17 protein-coding genes are annotated in these 17,564 nt (G+C 71.6%); 7 read left to right on the forward strand and 10 right to left on the reverse strand.

What is annotated here, in order from left to right:
• Positions 1-11: 11 nt before the first annotated feature.
• The 5 genes from ACIDOF_RS16000 to ACIDOF_RS16020 form a co-directional block, all read right to left on the reverse strand.
• A complete protein-coding gene (locus ACIDOF_RS16000) occupies positions 12-944 on the reverse strand; it encodes a dihydrodipicolinate synthase family protein (RefSeq protein WP_409006530.1) in 933 nt (310 codons plus the stop codon).
• On the reverse strand, positions 941-1,984 hold the full coding sequence (locus ACIDOF_RS16005; protein ID WP_409006531.1) for an oligopeptide/dipeptide ABC transporter ATP-binding protein: 1,044 nt from the start codon (positions 1,982-1,984) through the stop codon (positions 941-943). Before ACIDOF_RS16005 ends, ACIDOF_RS16000 begins: the two co-directional genes overlap by 4 nt.
• Positions 1,985-2,315: 331 nt before the next feature.
• Positions 2,316-4,307 (reverse strand): dipeptide/oligopeptide/nickel ABC transporter permease/ATP-binding protein, encoded by a 1,992-nt coding sequence (locus tag ACIDOF_RS16010; RefSeq protein WP_409006532.1) that lies wholly within the window; start codon positions 4,305-4,307, stop codon positions 2,316-2,318.
• Positions 4,304-5,263 (reverse strand): ABC transporter permease, encoded by a 960-nt coding sequence (locus ACIDOF_RS16015; protein WP_409006533.1) that lies wholly within the window; start codon positions 5,261-5,263, stop codon positions 4,304-4,306. The genes ACIDOF_RS16010 and ACIDOF_RS16015 overlap by 4 nt, the downstream gene beginning before the upstream one ends.
• 93 nt (positions 5,264-5,356) lie before the next feature.
• Positions 5,357-6,991 carry an ABC transporter substrate-binding protein gene (locus ACIDOF_RS16020; RefSeq protein WP_409006534.1) on the reverse strand — a complete coding sequence of 545 codons (1,635 nt, stop codon included), beginning with the start codon at positions 6,989-6,991 and terminating at the stop codon, positions 5,357-5,359.
• Positions 6,992-7,251: 260 nt separating this feature from the next.
• On the opposite strand from ACIDOF_RS16020, the gene ACIDOF_RS16025 reads away from it, so the two are divergent.
• Positions 7,252-7,992 (forward strand): FadR/GntR family transcriptional regulator, encoded by a 741-nt coding sequence (locus tag ACIDOF_RS16025; RefSeq protein ID WP_409006535.1) that lies wholly within the window; start codon positions 7,252-7,254, stop codon positions 7,990-7,992.
• Complete coding sequence (locus tag ACIDOF_RS16030; protein ID WP_409006536.1) at positions 7,989-9,992, forward strand: beta-galactosidase; 2,004 nt, start codon at positions 7,989-7,991, stop codon at positions 9,990-9,992. The genes ACIDOF_RS16025 and ACIDOF_RS16030 overlap by 4 nt, the downstream gene beginning before the upstream one ends.
• Before the next feature lie 90 nt (positions 9,993-10,082).
• On the opposite strand, the gene ACIDOF_RS16035 is transcribed toward ACIDOF_RS16030, so the two are convergent.
• Entirely contained in the window at positions 10,083-10,397 is a 315-nt protein-coding gene (locus tag ACIDOF_RS16035) for a hypothetical protein (protein ID WP_409006537.1), read from the reverse strand.
• Positions 10,398-10,552: 155 nt separating this feature from the next.
• Here ACIDOF_RS16035 and ACIDOF_RS16040 point away from each other — a divergent pair, with 155 nt between their 5' ends.
• The 3 genes from ACIDOF_RS16040 (at position 10,553) to ACIDOF_RS16050 (ending at position 12,439) form a co-directional block, all read left to right on the forward strand.
• Entirely contained in the window at positions 10,553-10,840 is a 288-nt protein-coding gene (locus ACIDOF_RS16040) for a PH domain-containing protein (protein WP_409006538.1), read from the forward strand.
• 148 nt (positions 10,841-10,988) lie between these two features.
• Positions 10,989-11,675 (forward strand): hypothetical protein, encoded by a 687-nt coding sequence (locus tag ACIDOF_RS16045; RefSeq protein WP_409006539.1) that lies wholly within the window; start codon positions 10,989-10,991, stop codon positions 11,673-11,675.
• 209 nt (positions 11,676-11,884) lie between these two features.
• Complete coding sequence (locus ACIDOF_RS16050; RefSeq protein WP_409006540.1) at positions 11,885-12,439, forward strand: hypothetical protein; 555 nt, start codon at positions 11,885-11,887, stop codon at positions 12,437-12,439.
• A 58-nt stretch (positions 12,440-12,497) separates the two neighbouring features.
• Here ACIDOF_RS16050 and ACIDOF_RS16055 read toward each other — a convergent pair whose 3' ends face one another.
• Positions 12,498-13,433, reverse strand: coding sequence for an ArsR/SmtB family transcription factor (locus ACIDOF_RS16055; RefSeq protein WP_409006541.1), 936 nt, complete (start codon positions 13,431-13,433; stop codon positions 12,498-12,500).
• A gap of 177 nt (positions 13,434-13,610) precedes the next feature.
• Here ACIDOF_RS16055 and ACIDOF_RS16060 point away from each other — a divergent pair, with 177 nt between their 5' ends.
• Positions 13,611-15,467: a helix-turn-helix domain-containing protein gene (locus ACIDOF_RS16060; protein ID WP_409006542.1), complete on the forward strand. Its 1,857-nt coding sequence runs from the start codon at positions 13,611-13,613 to the stop codon at positions 15,465-15,467.
• On the opposite strand, the gene ACIDOF_RS16065 is transcribed toward ACIDOF_RS16060, so the two are convergent.
• Positions 15,431-15,796 (reverse strand): hypothetical protein, encoded by a 366-nt coding sequence (locus ACIDOF_RS16065; protein WP_409006543.1) that lies wholly within the window; start codon positions 15,794-15,796, stop codon positions 15,431-15,433. The two genes, ACIDOF_RS16060 and ACIDOF_RS16065, sit on opposite strands and share 37 nt — an antisense overlap.
• A 44-nt stretch (positions 15,797-15,840) precedes the next feature.
• Between ACIDOF_RS16065 and ACIDOF_RS16070 the strand changes: the two genes are divergently transcribed.
• Complete coding sequence (locus ACIDOF_RS16070; RefSeq protein WP_409006544.1) at positions 15,841-16,491, forward strand: hypothetical protein; 651 nt, start codon at positions 15,841-15,843, stop codon at positions 16,489-16,491.
• Here ACIDOF_RS16070 and ACIDOF_RS16075 read toward each other — a convergent pair.
• A complete protein-coding gene (locus ACIDOF_RS16075) occupies positions 16,481-16,678 on the reverse strand; it encodes a DUF397 domain-containing protein (RefSeq protein WP_409006545.1) in 198 nt (65 codons plus the stop codon). The genes ACIDOF_RS16070 and ACIDOF_RS16075 overlap by 11 nt on opposite strands.
• Positions 16,660-17,493: a Scr1 family TA system antitoxin-like transcriptional regulator gene (locus ACIDOF_RS16080; RefSeq protein ID WP_409006546.1), complete on the reverse strand. Its 834-nt coding sequence runs from the start codon at positions 17,491-17,493 to the stop codon at positions 16,660-16,662. The genes ACIDOF_RS16075 and ACIDOF_RS16080 overlap by 19 nt, the downstream gene beginning before the upstream one ends.
• Positions 17,494-17,564: the final 71 nt, after the last annotated feature.

Consider the following 17,564-nt stretch of genomic DNA (forward strand, 5'->3'; position numbering starts at 1 on the left):
CGGGTGAGGCGCTACAGCAGTCCCGCCGTCGCCAGGTGCTTGCCGACCTCGGCGATCTCCGCCGGGGACAGCGGCACCTGCGGGACCGCCGTGGCCGGGCAGTCGATCACGCCCCGCAGATGCAGCGCCGCCTTGAACGCGCCGAGCGCCGACGACGAGCCGCCCATGCGGGCCGGGTCGCCGACGCCCGTCATCCGGAACAGCGCGCACAGCCGCTCCTGCTCGACCCGCGCCCGCTCGAAGTCGCCCGCGCGGCAGGCCCGGTGGAGGCGGACGTACCCGTGCGGGTCGACGTTGCCGAGGCCGGGGACTACGCCGTCCGCGCCCGCCGCGAGCGCCGCGTCGACGGTGAGTTCCGCGCCGGTGAGCACGCTGAACCCGGTCACGTCGGTGCGCGCCCGGGCGGCCAGGAGCAGTGCGCGGAAGGCGGCCTCGTCGCCGCTGGAGTCCTTCACGCCCGCGAGCACGCCGTCGGCCGCCAGGTCGAGCAGCAGCTCGCCGGGGAGTTTCGTGTGCACCGAGACCGGCAGGTCGTACGCGAACACCGGGGCCGGGGAGGCCGCGGCCAGGGTGCGGAAGTGGGTGGCGATCTCGGCCGGGTGGGTGCGGGTGTAGAAGGGCGCCGTCACGACCACGGCGTCCGCGCCCGCCGCCGTCACGGCCGCCACGTGGTCGCGTACCCGCGGCGTCGTCATGTCGATCGCCCCGGCGAGGACGGGGAGTTGCCCGGCCACATGGGCGACCACCGTGTCGACGACCGTGCGCCGCTGCCGGTCCGGCAGGTACGCGGCCTCGGACGTCGAGCCGAGGACGAACAGGCCGTCGACCCCGGCGCCCACCAGGTGGTCCACGAGCCGGACCAGGGAGCCGGTGTCGACCTCGCGGTCCGGGGTCAGCGGGGTGCAGACGGGAGGGACGACACCGGTCAGTGGGGCTGCGGTCATGAACCCTCCAGGGGTGCGGCCGTGGCGGCGGCCTGGGCGACGAGTTCGTGGGTCGACTGGCCGTCGTCCACGGGGTGGTGGCAGCGGAAGCGGTGGCCGCCCCCGGCCGCGCCGGACTCCTCGAACTCCGGCATGCGCTCCGCGCACACCGCGTCCGCCTTCCAGCAGCGGGTGCGGAACGGACAGCCGCTCGGCGGGCGCGTCGCCGACGGCACCGGGCCGACCAGCGGAATCGGGTCGATCGGGTCGAGCAGGCCGGGCGTCGCGGAGAACAGGGCGCGGGTGTACGGGTGCCGGGAGCGGGTGAGGACCTCGGCGGCGGGGGACTCCTCGACGATCCGGCCCAGGTACATGGTGATCACGCGGTCGCTCATCCGCCGCACCGTCTGGATGTCGTGCGACACGAAGACCAGGGCCAGGCCGAGGCGTTCCTTCAGGTCGAGGAGGAGGTTGAGGATCTGGGCGCGTACGGAGACGTCCAGGGCGCTGGTGGGTTCGTCGGCGACGACGAGGCGGGGGTTCAGGGCGAGGGCGCGGGCGATCGCGACGCGTTGCCGCTGGCCGCCGGAGAGCTGGCCGGGCAGCCCGTCCGCGAGCACCTCGGGCAGGCCGACCAGGGACATCAACTCCCGTACGCGCTCCTCCCGTTCGGCGGGGGTGCCGCGGCGGTGGACGTCCAGGGGATCGCGCAGGATGCGGCGTACGGTGAGGCGGCGGTTCAGGGCGGTCGACGGGTCCTGGAAGATCATTCCGGCGCCGGTGCCGACCGCTGCGCGGCGCTCGGCCGGGGGCATCGTCCAGAGGTTCCTGCCGCCGAACTCGACGGTGCCGGTGGTGGGCTGCTGCACGCCGACCAGGACCTTCGCGAGGGTGCTCTTGCCGCAGCCGGACTCGCCGACGACGCCGAGGGTCTCGCCGGGGGCGATGGCCAGGTCGGCGGCGGTGAGGGCGTGGACGCGGTCGCGCGAGAGGAGTCCTCCGGTGCGGGATCGGTGGTGTACGTGGGTGTTCTTCAGCTGTACGAGTGGGTGGTCGTTCACGTGCGGGCCTCCGTGGTCGTCCGTCTTCTTCCCCGACCCCGCCCCTTCCCGAAGCCTCGGCGGACGGCCCCGGGGCTGCCGCCCCCGACCCCCGCCTCCGGTCGTCTTTCGTCTGCGGCGCCGCGGTGGCCGGTCGCGCAGTTCCCCGCGCCCCTGTCGGGGCACGTTCCACCTGCGGGCTGTGGGGGCGGAGCCCCTGTGAGGGGCGCGGGGAACTGCGCGAGCGACCACGACGGTGGGTAAGCCGAAGACGGTGCCCCCGGGGAGCCGCTCCGGCGATTGAGGAGCCGGGGGCCGGGGGCGGAGCCCCCAGGGGTGGTCGTGGGGCACCTCACCGGACCCGTTCCCCGCCCCGTTGTTCCGGCGCCCGCAGGGGGACCGCCGGGTGGTGGCAGGCCGCCGCGTGGGTTCGGGGCGGGCCCGTCAGGGGTGGGCGGGTGGTCGTGCAGAGGGCGCTCGCCAGCGGGCAGCGGTTCGCGAAGCGGCAGCCCGGCGGGAAGTCCGCCGGCGACGGGACGACGCCCCGGATCTGGGTGAGCCGCTGCGCGGCCGACTCCAGGGAGAGGACCGAGCCGAGCAGGCCCCGCGTGTAGTGGTGGGCGGGGGCGGCCACCAGGTCGGTGGTGACGCCCGTTTCCACGATCTGGCCGCCGTACATCACCACCACCCGGTCCGTGACGTCCGCGACGAGCGCCAGGTCGTGCGAGACGAGGATGAGGGCGAAGCCCAGTTCGGCGCGCAGGCGCAGCAGCAGCTCGATCACCTGGGCCTGGACCGTCACGTCCAGCGCGGTCGTGGGCTCGTCGGCGACGATCAGCTTCGGGTTGCGGGACAGGGCCATGGCGATCAGGACGCGCTGGCGCTGCCCGCCGGACAGTTCGTGCGGGTAGCTGCGCAGGGTGCGGTCCGGGTCGAGCCCGACGAGTTCGAGGAGTTCCACGGCCGACCGCGCCCCGCCCCGCCGTACGACCTGTTTCAGCTGGGCGCGAATCGTCATCGACGGGTTCAGGGACGACAGCGCGTCCTGGTAGACCATCGCCATGTCGTGACCGAGGAGCCGGCGCCGGGCGCTCATCGGGAGGGACGTCAACTCCTGGCCGTCGAACATCACTTGGCCGGAGACACGCGCACCCTTCGGTTGCAGGCCCATCACCGTGAGCGCCGTCAGGGACTTGCCGCAGCCGGACTCGCCGACGAGGCCGAGGACTTCGCCGGGCCGTACATCGAAGCTGATGCCGTCGACGATGTCCGTGCCGCCGTGCCGCTCGTCGAAGCCGATCGCCAGGTCGGTGACCTCCAGGACGGGCGGCCCGGAGGGCAGGGGGCGGGCCCGGGAGCGCAGGCGGGCCGCGGCCTCCGTGAGGCCCGGGAGGTCGAGGACCTTGCCCGTGCCCGGCTCGACGGCCTCCAACTTGTCCTGCGTACCGGACCGTTGGGCGGGCACGTCGCGCGCGGCCGGGGCGGCCCAGGCGTCGGACACGCCCTCGGAGAGGATGTTCAGGGCGAGGACGGTGACCAGCATCAGCAGGCCGGGGAAGACGGTCGCCCACCAGCCCCCGGTGAGCACCATGTTCTTGCCGTCGGCGATGACGCTGCCCCAGGACGGGTCGGGCGGGGAGACGCCTGCGCCGATGAACGACAGCGAGGCCTCGAAGACGATGGCCTCGGCGACCTGCACGGTGCAGAACACCAGGATCGGCGCGGCACAGTTGACGGCCACGTGCTTGAGGACGATGTGCGGGGTGCGGGCGCCGATGACGCGTTCGGCGGTCACGTAGTCCTCGCCGTACTGGTCCATCACGTTGGCGCGGACGACGCGGGCGATCGGCGGGGTGTAGAGGAACGCGATGGCGAGGATCAGGACCGGGATGCTGCCGCCGAACACCGCGATCAGGACGGCCGCGAGCGCGATGCCCGGGAACGCCATGACGATGTCGAGGCAGCGCATCATGAACTCGTCGACCGACTTCCGCGACGTCGCCGCGACCGCCCCGAGCACCGCGCCCGCGACCAGGCCGAGGAGCGTCGCGCCGAGCCCGATGACGAGGGAGAGCCGCGCCCCGTACATGAGCCGGCTGAGGATGTCGCGGCCGAGGCTGTCCTGCCCCATCCAGTGCGCACCGGACGGGCTGCCCGTGCCGTCGGCCATCGCGGCCTGGTCGAGCGGGTCGTGCGGTGCGAGCAGCGGGGCGAGCGCCGCCGTCAGGACGACGACGGCGATGACGGCGACCGCGATCCGGGAGAGCAGGGGCAGCCGCCGGAGGCCGCGCAGCCGCACACCGGGCCGGGACAGCGTCTCGGCCAGCTCCTTACGACTCCTCATGAGGCGCTCCTCAACCGGGGGTTGACCAGCAGGTACAGGATGTCGATGGCCAGGTTCACGACGACGAAGCCGACGGCTGTCGTGATCACCACGCCCTGCACCACGGCCGGGTCGCCGTTCTTCACGGCGGTGATCATCAGGTTGCCCATGCCGGGAAGGGCGAAGATCGTCTCGATGACGACCGCGCCGCCGAGCAGATAGCCGACGCGCAGCCCGAGCACCGTCAGCGGGTTGATCAGGGCGTTGCGCAGGACGTTCCGGCCGACCACGACGACCGGCGGGAGCCCGCTGCCGATCGCCGTGCGCACGTAGTCCTTGTCCAGCTCCTCCACGACCGCGGTCCGTACGATCCGGGTGAGCTGGGCCGCGACCGGCAGGGACAGGGCGAACGCGGGCAGGGTCATGGTCCGCAGCCAGCCGGTGAACGAGTCGGCCGGGTTGACGTAGCCGCTGGTCGGGAACCAGCCCGCGCCGACCGCCAGGTACTGGATCATCAGCAGCGCCAGCCAGAAGCCGGGGGCGGCGACGCCGGTCAGGGAGAGCACCCGGATCAGCTGGTCCGGGAGGCCGTCGCGGTGGATCGCGGCGGTGACGCCGAGGACCAGGGCGATCACCACCGCGATGCCGAGGCCGAGGAACGTGAGCTGCATGGTGAGCGGCAGGGCGGTGCTGACCTGGTCGAGCACCGGCGCCCGGGTGAGGACGCTGATGCCCATGTCGCCCTGGAGCAGCTCGCCGACGAACGCCACGTACCTGACCGGCAGCGGGTCGAGCAGCCCGTGCTCCTCGCGGAACGCGTGCAGCTGCTCGGGGGTGGGGTTGGTGCCCTGGTAGAACGCGGCGGCCGGGTCGATGTCCGAGAACCGCATGACGAGGAACACGAACAGCACGATGCCCAGCATCAGCGGGACGAGCAGGGCGATGCGGCGGACCAGGATTCTGGCGATCTGAACCATGCGGACTCATGCCCTCCTGGCGTAGGTCAGGACCATGCGGACTCAGAACTCCCGGCGTGGGTCAAGGCCATGCGAACTCCCGTCGGCAGGAACTCAGTTGGCGGGTTTCGCCTGCAGCAGGTTGATGCCGGGATACGGCTGCGCGCGGACCCCGGAGAGCTTGTCCGGGTCCCAGGCGGTCATGAGCTCGTTGTGGACGACCGGGTAGATCACGGCGTTCTCGGCGACCAGGTCGATGTACTCCTGGACCATCTGCTTCTTCTTCTCGGCGTCGGCCTCGCGCGTGGCCTGGTCCATCATCTTGAAGAGTTTCTTCGCCTCGGAGTTCTTCGCCCAACGGGCGTACTGCATCCAGAGGTTCGCGGGCCCGTAGTTGTAGTGCATGATCAGGTCGGCCTCGATGCCGAACTGGTTGGGGTTGGAGGCGGCCGCGACGACCTGGAAGTCCTTCTTCTGGTCGAGCTTGGTGAACAGGGCGGCGGTCTCCTGCGGCTGGAGGGTGGTCTCGACGCCGATCTTCCGCCAGGACTCCTCGATGGTCGGCAGGCAGTCCACGATCCAACTGACGTTCACGGCCATCAGGTTGATCTTCAGCTTGGACACCCCGGCCTCCTTCAGGAGCTGCCGGGCCTTGTCCGGGTCGTAGCCGTAGACGGTCTTCGCCGCGCGGTACGAGGGGTTGGACTCGTCGAGGAAAGAGCTGGCGGGCTTGCCGTGGCCCTTGAGCGCGGCCGAGATCATCTTCTCCCGGTCGATGGCGTAGTGCAGGGCCTGCCGGACGCGGACGTCGTCGAACGGCTCGTGGGCCGTGTTGAACATCAGGAACAGGTTGTTCATCCCGGCGCCGCCCTCGACCTTCAGGCCGTCCTTCTCCAGCTGGGCGATGTTGGCGTACGGGACGTTGTCCGCGATCTGCGCGCCCGCGCCCGCGCCGGAGATCTTCGCGACGCGGGGCGCGGCGTCCACGATCGTCAGCCAGTTCATCTTCTTGAACGCGGCCTTGCGCGGCCCGTTGTAGTCCGCGAACGCCTCCAGGGTGGAGTTGGACTTGGCGTGGTGCGCGGTCAGCTTGTACGGGCCCGAGCCGACCGCGAGGCCCGTGATCGCCTTGTCCCAGGCGCCGGGCTTCGAGAACACGTGCTTCGGCATGATCTTGGCGAGGGTGAGCCGGGCCGCGCCGTCCGGGAAGGGGAACTTCAGGACCAGTTCGACGTTCTGCTCGTCGACCTTCCTGACCTCCTTCAGCCAGGACAGGAAGAAGCCCTGGGCGAGGGTCACGGTGTCCGGGTCGAGGATCCGGTCGAACGTGAAGACCACGTCGTCGGCGGTGACGGGCTTGCCGTCGTGCCACTTCGCGCCGGAGCGGAGCGTGAACTTCCAGCGCGTCGCCGTGTCCAGGCCGTCGGGGATCGCGGTCGCCAGCGCCGGGTACGGCTCGCGGCTGATCGGGTCGGTGTCGAGGAGGCCCTCGTAGATGTGGTGGTTGGCCGCCATCGAGAACGCGGACGCGGTCTGCGTCGGGTCCCAACTGCCGTCGTTCCCGTAGCCGATGACGGCGGTCAGGGTGTCGAGGGAACCCTTTCCGTCGCCCCCGCCGTCGGTCGTCGACTCCGGGCCGCCCGAGCAGGCGGAGAGGGTCGTGGTGATGGCGGCGGCCGCGCCGATGGCGCCGGAGTACTTGAGGAAGGACCGGCGGTGCAGCGCCGATCCGGAGGTCGCGTCGCTCACGGTGTCTCCAAGTCCCGGAAGAGGATGGGTGGTTGGGAGATCCCACGTCCTACGTCTAAGGGGTAGCGCGACCATAAGAGCGCCACCGGGGCCGGTCAAGGGATCGCGCAAGGATCGGCACAGGGGCGGCGGGGGTGCGGCGGCGCAAGGGGCGGGGCAGGGGGTCGGCGGGCGGCCGGGCAGGGTCGGGCAGCGGGGGCGGGCACTATTTCGCTCCCGACATGGGACGTGGGACGTCCTTCGGTCGTACGCTGTGCCGCATGTCCGAGGAGCCAAGGAACACGAGGCCGACCTCTGCCCGGGAACGACGCGTCGGAGCCCAGATCCGGCGGGACGTCATGCAGCTGATCCTCGACCGCAGACTTCCCCCCGGCGCCCCGCTGCCCACCGAGGCGGAGCTGATGGAGAGCCTCGGGGTGAGCAGAAACTCCGTGCGCGAGGCGCTGAAGGCGCTGCAGGCCCTGGACATCGTGGAGATCAGACACGGCTACGGCACGTACGTCGGCCAGGCCTCGCTCACCCCGCTCGTGGACGGGCTCACCTTCCGCACCCTGGCCCGGGTCGCCGACGACCACGCCGCGCTCGCCGAGATACTGCAGGTCCGCGAGGTCCTGGAGGAGGGCCTGATCCGCCGGGTCGCGGGCGGCATCGGGGACCCGGAACTCGACGGACTGGAGTCGATCGTCGTCCGGATGGAGGCCGCCGCCCGCGCCGGCGAGGCCTTCCCCGAGCTGGACCGGGAGTTCCACGAGACGCTGTACGAGACGCTCGGCAACGATCTGGTGCCCCAGCTCCTCGCGGCGTTCTGGCACGTCTTCCACCGGGTGGCGAAGGTACGCGGCTGGACCCGCGACCCGGCGCCCGCGATCACCGCACGCCGCCACCGCGACATTCTCACGGCTCTGCGCGAGAGGAACGTTTCCGGAGCGCAGAGAGCCATGGCGGACCATTTCCGGGGTATCGAGGCTAGGTCGGGACAAGAGACGCTGGGGGTCAAGTGAGCGGCAGGCAGAGCGAGTTCAGGCCCGGATCGGGTACCGGCGATCAGGGCGCGCCCGGAACGCGCACCAGCCGGCAGGACGGCTTACGGGCGGGCAGGCTGGCCCACTTCTACGACTACCTGGGCTCGATCGCGTACGGCGGGGACTACAACCCGGAGCAGTGGGGCCCGGAGACGCACGCCGAGGACGTCGAGCTGATGCGGGAGGCGGGCGTCAACCTGGCGACCGTCGGCATCTTCTCCTGGGCGAAGTCCGAACCCGCCCCCGGCGCCTACGACTTCGGCTGGCTCGACGCCCACCTGGACCGCCTCGCGGACGCGGGCGTGGCCGTCTGCCTCGCCACGATGACCGCGTCGCCGCCGCCGTGGCTGGCCCGGCTGCACCCGGAGACGCTGCCGGTGCTGGCGGACGGCACCCGCCTGTACCCGGGTTCGCGTCAGCACTGGTGCCCGTCGAGCCCGGTCTTCCGCTCGTACGCGACGCGGCTCGTCGAACAGCTCGCGAAGCGGTACGCGGGGCATCCGGCGCTCGCCCTGTGGCACATCGGCAACGAGTTCGGCTGCCACATCTCGCGGCACTGCCACTGCGAGGAGTCGACGGCCGCGTTCCGCCGCTGGCTGCGCGCCCGCTACGGCACGCTCGACGCCCTCAACTCGGCCTGGTCCACCGACTTCTGGTCGCAGCGGTACGGCGACTGGGAGGAGATCCACACCCCGCGTACGGCGCCGTCCTTCCGCAATCCCACCCAGCAGCTGGACTACCTGCGCTTCTCCTCGGACGAGCTCCTGGACTGCTACCGCGCGGAGAAGGCCGTCCTGGACGCGGTGACGCCGGGGGTGCCGGTGACGACGAACTTCGTGCCGGTCGCGCCGACTCTCGACCTGTTCACGTGGGCCAAGGAGATGGACGTCGTCTCGTACGACTCGTATCCGGACCCGCACGATCCGGACTCGGTGCACGAGGCGGCGTTCTCGTACGACGTGATGCGCGGCCTGCGCGACGGACAGCCGTGGCTGCTGATGGAGCACGCGCCGGGCGCGGTCAACTGGCGGGCGCGCAACGGCCGCAAGGGGTCCGCGCGGATGCGGCTCGACAGCTGGCAGGCGGTGGCGCACGGCGCGGACTCGGTGCTGTTCTTCCAGTGGCGGCAGTCGCGGGGCGGCGCCGAGAAGTTCCACTCGGCGATGGTGCCGCACGGCGGCCGCGAGACCCGGATGTTCCGCGACGTCACGGAGCTGGGCGCCGAACTGGCCGCGCACCCGGACCTCTTGGGCTCGACGCCCGAGCGGGCGGAGGCGGCCCTGCTCTTCGACTGGCCGAACTGGTGGGCCCTGGAGCAGGACGCCCACCCGAGCGCCGACACCCGCATGCTGGACGCGGCGCACGCGCACCACCGGGCGTTGTACGACGCGTCGGTGCCGTGCGACGTGGTGCCGGTCGACCGCGACTGGTCGGAGTACCGGCTCCTGCTCGTCCCCAACCTGTACGCGGTCTCGCAGGACACCGCGGACCGGCTCAGCGCATACGTGGCGGCCGGCGGCACGCTCCTCATGTCCTACTTCTCCGGCATCACCGACGAGTACGACCGCGTCCACCTCGGCGGGTACCCGGCGCCGTTCCGTGAGCTGCTCGGCCTGCGCATCGAGGAGTTCGACCCGCTCCCGGAGGGCGGGGCGCTGCCGCTGGTCGGGGGCGGGGAAGGGCGGCTGTGGTCGGAGGAACTGGTCCTGGAGGGCGCCGCTCCGATACTGACGTACGCCGACGGCCGCCCCGCCGTCACCCGCAACGCGTTCGGCACGGGCCACGCCTGGTACCTGGCCACCCGCCCCGACCCGCAGACGATGCGCGCCGTCCTGGACCGCGCCCGCCTCGACGCGTCGGTCAGCCCCCCGGAACCGGACATCCCGCTGGGCGTGCAGATCCGGCGCAGGATCACGGCCGACGGCCGCGTACGAAGCATCCGCCTGGACTACGGGACCGGGACGGTGACGGTGGACTAGGGACTGGCCGGGGCGACGTCTCTCGCAGGCGCAGATGTGCGTGCCGAGCCCCGTGCCCCCGGCTTGATCCGCCGGACAGGCCCCCAGCGGTCAGGGGAGGGTCGCCGTGGCCAGCAGATCCCCGACGAGCACGAGCCCGACCCCGCCGACGATCAGCGCCAGCGCCCTCCGGGTCCGCCCCCTGCGGGCGAGCACGACCGCCCCCGCGCACCCGAGCAGCGCGAGCCCGCACGGCACGGCCCACCACCCCCACGGCACGCCCCGCGCGACCCGAAGCCACACGACGGCGGGCCCGAGCAGTGCGAGCCCGCCCCCGACGACGGCCACCCACCGCCGAGCGCCCCGAGCCCGCTCCAGCTGCCCCAACACCCGTTCCTGGTAAGCCTCTTCACCCCGTCCGCTCACGGGGTCGAGCGTAACGCCGCCAGGCACCTCCGGTGAGGCGCACACCTAGACTCGGCCCCCATGAGCTGTCCGGAGGGTCCCACGCGCACGGCTACGGCGGTTGTTCTGGTGCCGCGGAACCAGGGTTCGGGGTACGTGGTCTGCGCCGCCACACGGTGTCGCTGAGCGTCGACGAGACCGGCATCCGGCTGGGCAACCGCGACGGTACGAGGCACTTCCCGTGGCAGGCACTGGCCGCGGTCGGCTTCACCTGGGCGCCCACCGGGACCGGCCGTCGGAGCCACACGCTGGAGCTGCGCACGTCTGGGGAGGCCGGAGGAGAGACTCTTCGCATCCCCGCCGACGCGAACCGCCCCCGCGCCCGCCTGCACGAGGCCTTCCAACTGCACGCGCCGCACTTGTACTTCGGCCTACAGGAGCGTTCGCCTTCCGTGCCCCACTAGGCGGCGTCTCCACTCTCGTGCGCCTGCGACTGGCGGTGTCCAAGGAGCTCTTCGACCACGGCCGTGGATCAGTTGAGTGCGAGCACTCATGCCTCGCCGAGTAGCTGCGCCCATCCGTAGCGGTCCGTCTCGGTCGTACCGTCCTTGCATGCCTGACGAGACGACACCGACGAACCCCACCCGTTCCGCGAGCGAGCCTGGGACCGCCTCTTTCGGACGTCGGGCTATTGGACGCGGTAGCGCCGCGGTCGTCGTATGCGGTCTCACCGTCCTGTTCGCATCGGGACTTCTGGGCCCGAAGGAGATGCCTCGCGTCGCCCCCGAGGAGATGGCCGGCCGCGCCTTCCAGCGTTCCCAGGAGGCGTACGGCATTGCAGGGTTCAGCCGCACCATAGAGCCGGGTGTCGAGGACATCGGTGTCGGCACGGAGAACACCTTCAGCTCCGACTACTGCTACGACGGGGGCCTGCTGGGCCTGAAGGACGATGCCGTCGACGGCGCTTACCGGATGCACCACAGCTGGGCCCTGGACCACGTGCCGGCGAGCCAGGCCGTCCCGGGCCTTCGCCGACTGCGCCAACACCTCGAGGACAGTGGTTGGGAAGTCACGTCTTCCCGAGAGGGCACGAAGGACCAGAGCTGGGATCTGTACGTTCGGCGTGACGGCGGAGAGCGGATGTCCTTCACGTGGTACCCGGACCGGGAGTACTTCATGGGTGGGGCGTCCGTCCCTTGCGCCTTCGCCCCCGAGTGGAAGGAGGGCGACGTCGGCCTGCCAGGGGAGGACGAAACGCCACCGGTCTTCGGCCCTGCCCGGCGAGACCAGGGAATGTGAGAGGTTCCAGCGGCATCGGGCCGCCCGGCGCAGGAGCGTCGAGCAGCCGCCTGAGTACGGGAGCTCATGTGCGCCCGAGCGCGAGCCAGCACGATGGGCGCATGACAACTCCTTCCCCGTCTCCTGGGCTTCCGCCGTATCCGTCCGACACCGGCTGCCCGGTGGCGCCGCCGACGCCGCCGCCTGAGCCGGCGAGGAAGCGACGGGCGGTGCTGGCCATCATCGCCGCGGTTGTCCTGGCGCTGCTCGCCGCGGTCGGCGTGGCCTGGTGGCTGTTGCGTGACCAGAGCCCGCTGGCAGGGCGGCCGCGGGTGACGGACAAGGCTGCGGGGGTCTCGTACGGGATTCCTGAAGGCTGGAAGCAGAACAAGGGCGAGCTCCTCTCCGCCTTCACGTCGACCATCGACAAGAAGCCCGTCGACGGCAAGAAGTGGGCCACGGTCATCGCCGGACGCGGCAACGCCGTCCCCGAGGCCGAGCTGAAGGCGCAGACGGAGCGGTACGCGTGGTCCAACGCGGAGTTCTTCTCGCCGAACGAACCGTCGAAGCTCCTGAAGTCGGAGCCGACGACGGTGGACGGTCGCGCCGCGCACGCAGCGACCGTGCGGATGGAGGACGGTGACGGCGGAAAGCTGTACATGCGCATGACGGTGGTGTCCGTGAACGACAGCCGCGCGGTCTTCCTGCTGGGCCTCTTCGCCGAACCCGGGACGCCCGAGGAAGCAGATGCCGACGCGGTGGTGGCCAGCGCTTCCTTCGACTAGCGCTGACCCAGCGACGCCCCGTCGGCCCCGAAAGGGGCGCGGGGGCGCGGGTGTTCGTTCAGTCTGAGCGTAGGAGTGCTGAGCCCAGTGGGGTCAGGGCGTGGTGGACCGTGTTGCGTTGGCGGGTGCTGAGGATCAGGCCCGCTCCGCGCAGCACCGCCGCATGTTCGCTCGCTGTGGAGAGCGAGACCCCGGCCCGCAGGGCGAGTTCCGTCGTCGTGCAGGTGCCCGCGAGGGCGCGGAGGATCGCCGCCCGGGTGTGCCCCATGAGGGGGCCCAGTTCACGGGAGGACGGGGCGAGTCCCGTCGCCGGATACACAAGGACCGGCGGCAGCGACTCGTCCGCGAGCGCCACCGGCGTACGGCAGAAGTACGACGGCACGAGCAGCAACCCCCGCCCCTCCAGCCGTAGTTCCCGCTCGATCGGATACGCGACCTCAAGGACCGGCGCCCGCCACCGCATGTCCGGCCCGTACGTCCGCAGCATCGCCTCCGCCCCGCCCTGCCACAGCGCGTGCAACCGCAACGACCGGTCGGCCTCCGCGCGGCGGGCGACGCGCGGCCAGGCCGGGCCGAGCGCCCGGTGGTGGTAGTCGCGCAGGCACCGGGCGAGCCCTCGCAGCACGGATGCCCGCCCCTCGGCGAGCCCGAGGGTCCACTCGGGCAGTGTGTTCCGCCGTGCGAGGCGCGCGAGTTCGGCCCGCAGCCGCCGCCGTGGCGTGGACATCAGTGCCTCCAGCCCGTGCTCGACCCCGGCCGCCGCCGCGGGCGGAGTGAGGAAGTCCGGGAAGTAGCCGCGGGCGGGTACGAGCGGCAGCAGCAGCCGCAGTGCGGTGGAGCGCAGGCCGGCGTTCTCGCGTACGGCGGCGAGTGCGGGTTCGGGACGCCGGTCCCGCAGCCGGTGCAGGCTGAGGACGGTCTCCCACAGCGGATCGGCCCCGTCGGACACCCGCGTACGTGACAGGTCGGCGGCGGTGAAGTGGATGCGCAGCACAGGTGTTTCCCCCGATTGTTCTCGTGCGGCCGCCGATCCCCCGAGCGGCGACAGGCCGACGATCGCCGCCCGGGCCCCGTCGGGCAAGGAGCCGGCGTCCCGCTGGGACGGTGGGACGTCCGATACCGCCCGACCTGCTATCTTCTGCCGCTGTGGGACGGACGGGGGAGGCGCGCGTTGCCCGGTACTCACGAACTCGCCGCACAACTCCAGGAGTTGAAGGAGCGCAGCGGCCGCAGCTATTCGGCCCTCGCCCAGCGCACGGGCCTCAGCCGCTCGTCGGTGCACCGCTACTGCCAGGGTCTGACCGTGCCCGCCAGCTTCGGCGTCGTCGAGCGCATCGCCCGCGTCTGCGGCGCGGACCGGGCCGAGCTGGACAGCCTGTACGCGGCGTGGGTACGGGCGGAACAGCAGGCGTACGCATCCGATGAGGGCCAGACCCGGCCTCAGCCGCAGGCGGAGGGGGAAGAGGCTGAAGCCGGGACCGGACCCGGGACCGAGACCGAGACCGAGACCGTGACCGGGGCCGAGACTGGGGCCGAGACTGGGGCCGATACGGCGCCCCCTTCTCGGCCCGCCCCTCCGCCCGAGGAGCCGCAACCTCCCAGCACCAACGACGAGCCACCCCGCGTCCGCGTCCGCACCCGCACCCGCACCCGATCCCGCCACGGCCGCCGCCCCCTGCTCGCCGCAGTCCTGGCCCTCACTCTCCTCACCCTCGCCGCCCTCGCGTACGTCACCTTCGCCCCCGACGACCCCGTACGCCCGCCGCGCCCGCAGGCCAAGGCTCCCGCCCAGCAACTGACGGGCCCCGACTGGGACATGGCGCCGCAGCGGATCGACCCCGAGTTCTTCGGGATGACGATGAACACTGACACCGGCCGGATGCCCGGCTTCCGCGTCGGCGGGGTGCGTCTGTGGGACGGGGAGACCCGTTGGGGCCAGGTGGAGCCGGAGAAGGGCGAGTTCGACTGGTCGGTCCTGGAGCGCATGGTCGACGGGGCCGAACGGAAGGGCCTGCCCGTCCTGTTCACCTTCGGCGGTACTCCCGGCTGGGCCGCGCCCGACGGCCCCCGCACCCTCTACACCGACGGCACGCGTACCGCCCCGCCCGACGACCTCGCCGACTGGGACCGTTTCGTCGACGCCGTCGTCACCCGCTACCGGGGCCGCATCGGCGCGTACGAGCTGTGGGACAACGTCGGGGCCCGCTCGCACTACTCGGGGGACATGCGCACCCTCGCCGAGATGGTGCGCCGCGCGGCCCGCATCATCGAGCGGGTCGACCCGAGGGCGGTGGTGGCCTGCCCGTCGTTCGGCCGCCTCTGGGAGCGCGAAGGCCGGGAGACGTTACGGGAGTTCGCCGCGACCGGCGCGTACGACCACTGCGACGCGGCGGCCGTGAAGCTGCATCCGCGGCGCGCGGACGGGCCGCCGGAGGAGATCGTCGACCTGGCCCGCACGGTGCAGGACGACATCCTGTACCGCGAGGACGTCGGCATCCAGCTGTGGAACACGGGCCCCGGCCGCGACATCGTGACCCGCCCCGCCCTCGACGCGCGCCGCGCCCAGGACTACGCGGTCCGCTTCTACCTGGCGGGTTTCCTCAGCCGGAAGGCCGAGCTGAGCCGCATGTACTTCTACAGCTGGGGTTCCACCCGCGTCCCGCTCGTCGTGCAGCCGGTGGGCGGCGCGCCCACGGAGGCGGGCCGGCGGATCGGCCGCCTCCAGGGGTGGATCGCGGGCGCCCGCATCACGTCCTGCGGCCGCGGCCCCCGGGTGGGCCTGCCGGACGGTGTCCACGAGTGTCGTTTCGTGCACGGCCGTACGTCGCGCTGGACCGCGATCCGCTGGACCCGCACGGGCACGGCACCCGCCCAACTCGGCCTCGGGGCGGCCAAGTTGCGCCGCTTGGACGGCACGAGTGAGACGGTACGGGCGGGGGAGCGGGTGGTGTACGGGGAGACGCCGGTGCTGGTGGAGTTCGGGGGTGAGGGTCAGTCGGCGAAGAAGCCGAGGGAGTCGCCCAGCTGAACGACCAGCACGGCGAGGGCCAGGGCGGCGATGGTCCAGCGTGTGCGCCCCAGCTTGGCGAGCGCGAAGCCCGCGACTGTCAGCAGCAGGGACACCGCGCACAGAGCCGCCCACAGGCCCGCCGGGCGTCCCTCGCTGAGCCGGGTGACGAGCACGGTGGCAGCCCCCAGGCCGAGCAGCACGGAGAAGGCCATGCCTGCCCAGCGGGCGATGCGAGCTTGCTGTGAGCGGCTCTGCGCCAGCTCCGCCCGGCTCTGCCGCTGGAACGCCGCCCGCAGCTCGTCCGGATCGGGCCTCGGCCCCTGCCCCTGGGTCCCCCGCATGTCCATGGCACCGCATCGTAGGGGAGGGCCGTTCCCTACACTGCATGGCCATGTCGAGTCCCTACGCGCACGGCCCCGCTCCCACCGCTTCCGTCATCAAGCTGGGCGGCGAGGTGATGCAGCAGTCCGTGAAGGGCGCGGCGGGCTGTTCCGTCTTCGCGCTGTTCTTCATCGGCGCCGGGTTGATGGCGGTACTGGGCGCGACCGGCTCACCCAACAGCGGCGGCTGGGGCTCCATAGCCGTGGGCCTGATCCCGCTGATCGTCGCCGGGCTGTTCCTGAAGCGCGGGTTCAAGGCACGGAACGCGTTCATCGCCGTGGACGAGGTCGGCGTGTGGCTCAGCAACCCGGCCGGCAACAAGGTCGTCCCGTGGGACACGCTCGCCGGGGCCGGGGTGCACTGGAGCCGTGCGGGCCGGGGCAAGTCGCAGGTCGTGTACTCCCTGGAGCTGTGCCCGAACGCGCCGATCGACCCGGACCACCCGGTCCTGTGGCACCTCGTCCGCGACGAGGAGCCGCTGCACCCGAACCTGCCGCGGCAGCGCTACCGCATCCCCGTCGGCCGCAAGAACAAGCCGGCGCTGACGGAGGCGGTCCAGCGGTACGCGCAGCACCTGTGGCTCGGCGAGGTGGAACGCGAGCCGAACCACATCGGCCACCCCGACTACAAGGGCCACAAGGAGCGCACGACTAGGCCTTGACCGCCTCGACGAACGCCGCCCAGCTCCGGGCAGGAACGACCAGTACGGGACTGCCGCCCCCGAGCTTGGTGTCGCGTACGGGGACGATGTGGGGGAGGTTGTGGGCGACCTCGACGCACGTGCCGCCGTTGTCATCGCTGTAACTGCTCTTGAACCAGCGGGCGTTGGTCAGGTCGTCCTCACGCATGATCCGTAATCCTCCGCCGCCGATTCGATCAGGGAGAGGGACGCCTCCGGCGACAGCGCGGCGGCCCTGACCAGATCGTAGACGTCACGGGCTCGCTTCACTACGGCCGGATCGTCGAGGAGATTGCCCGAGTAGACGCCCTCCGTGTAGGCCGTCGGCGGGGCGTCGTCGAACTCCATGAGCGTCAGCACCTTGCCCATCTGCGGGTAGGCGCCGGCGGTGAACGGCAGTACCTGCACGACCACTTTGCGCTCGCGGCGCAGCCGCGCGATGTGCTTCAGCTGCTCCGCCATCACGGCGGCGTCGCCCACGGGGACCCGCAGCACGGTCTCGTGCAGGATCGCCCAATACACGGGCCGTGTAGCGTCCTTGAGCAGTTCGGCCCGGTCGAGTCGGGCACGCACCTTCTCCTCGATGTACTCGTCCGGCGCGAGCAGGTTGCCCGCGAGGGTGAGCGCCCGCGCGTACGCGGGGGTCTGCAGGAGACCGGGCACGATCGCCGGGGCGAAATCACAGATCTTCGTCGCCAACTGCTCAAGCTCGGCCGCCTTCTCGAAGTACTCCGCGTAGCGACCGTCCCTGATCAACTTCCGCCACGTACGCTCGAAAAAACCACCGGTTTGTAGAACGTCGTCAATTCGCTGGGCGACATCCAACTGCGGCTTGCGGAACGCCTGCTCGAACTGGCCGATGTATCCGCCGGACACGAACACCCGATGCCCGAGCTCCGCTTGCGTCATTCCCACTTCCTCGCGGCGCCGCTTCAGCTCCTCCCCGAAGTACTCCCACGCGGCATTCCGCCGAGTACTGGCCATGGCTCAACCTCCCAGCTCTGCGCGGCAGTTGTAGGGTCCGCGCTCTTACGAACTGTATCCACGGCGCGACA

It is taken from the genome of Streptomyces sp. Da 82-17 (assembly GCF_046098215.1).
Classification (GTDB): Bacteria; Actinomycetota; Actinomycetes; order Streptomycetales; family Streptomycetaceae; genus Streptomyces.

Excerpts from the sequence above, each read along its gene's own strand:
- ACIDOF_RS16000 (WP_409006530.1), bottom strand. The coding sequence starts at position 944 with ATGACCGCAGCCCCACTGACCGGTGTCGTCCCTCCCGTCTGCACCCCG.
- ACIDOF_RS16010 (WP_409006532.1), bottom strand. The coding sequence starts at position 4,307 with ATGAGGAGTCGTAAGGAGCTGGCCGAGACGCTGTCCCGGCCCGGTGTG.
- ACIDOF_RS16015 (WP_409006533.1), bottom strand. The coding sequence starts at position 5,263 with ATGGTTCAGATCGCCAGAATCCTGGTCCGCCGCATCGCCCTGCTCGTC.
- ACIDOF_RS16025 (WP_409006535.1), top strand. The coding sequence starts at position 7,252 with ATGTCCGAGGAGCCAAGGAACACGAGGCCGACCTCTGCCCGGGAACGA.
- ACIDOF_RS16045 (WP_409006539.1), top strand. The coding sequence starts at position 10,989 with ATGCCTGACGAGACGACACCGACGAACCCCACCCGTTCCGCGAGCGAG.
- ACIDOF_RS16065 (WP_409006543.1), bottom strand. The coding sequence starts at position 15,796 with ATGGACATGCGGGGGACCCAGGGGCAGGGGCCGAGGCCCGATCCGGAC.
- ACIDOF_RS16070 (WP_409006544.1), top strand. The coding sequence starts at position 15,841 with ATGTCGAGTCCCTACGCGCACGGCCCCGCTCCCACCGCTTCCGTCATC.
- ACIDOF_RS16075 (WP_409006545.1), bottom strand. The coding sequence starts at position 16,678 with ATGCGTGAGGACGACCTGACCAACGCCCGCTGGTTCAAGAGCAGTTAC.
- ACIDOF_RS16080 (WP_409006546.1), bottom strand. The coding sequence starts at position 17,493 with ATGGCCAGTACTCGGCGGAATGCCGCGTGGGAGTACTTCGGGGAGGAG.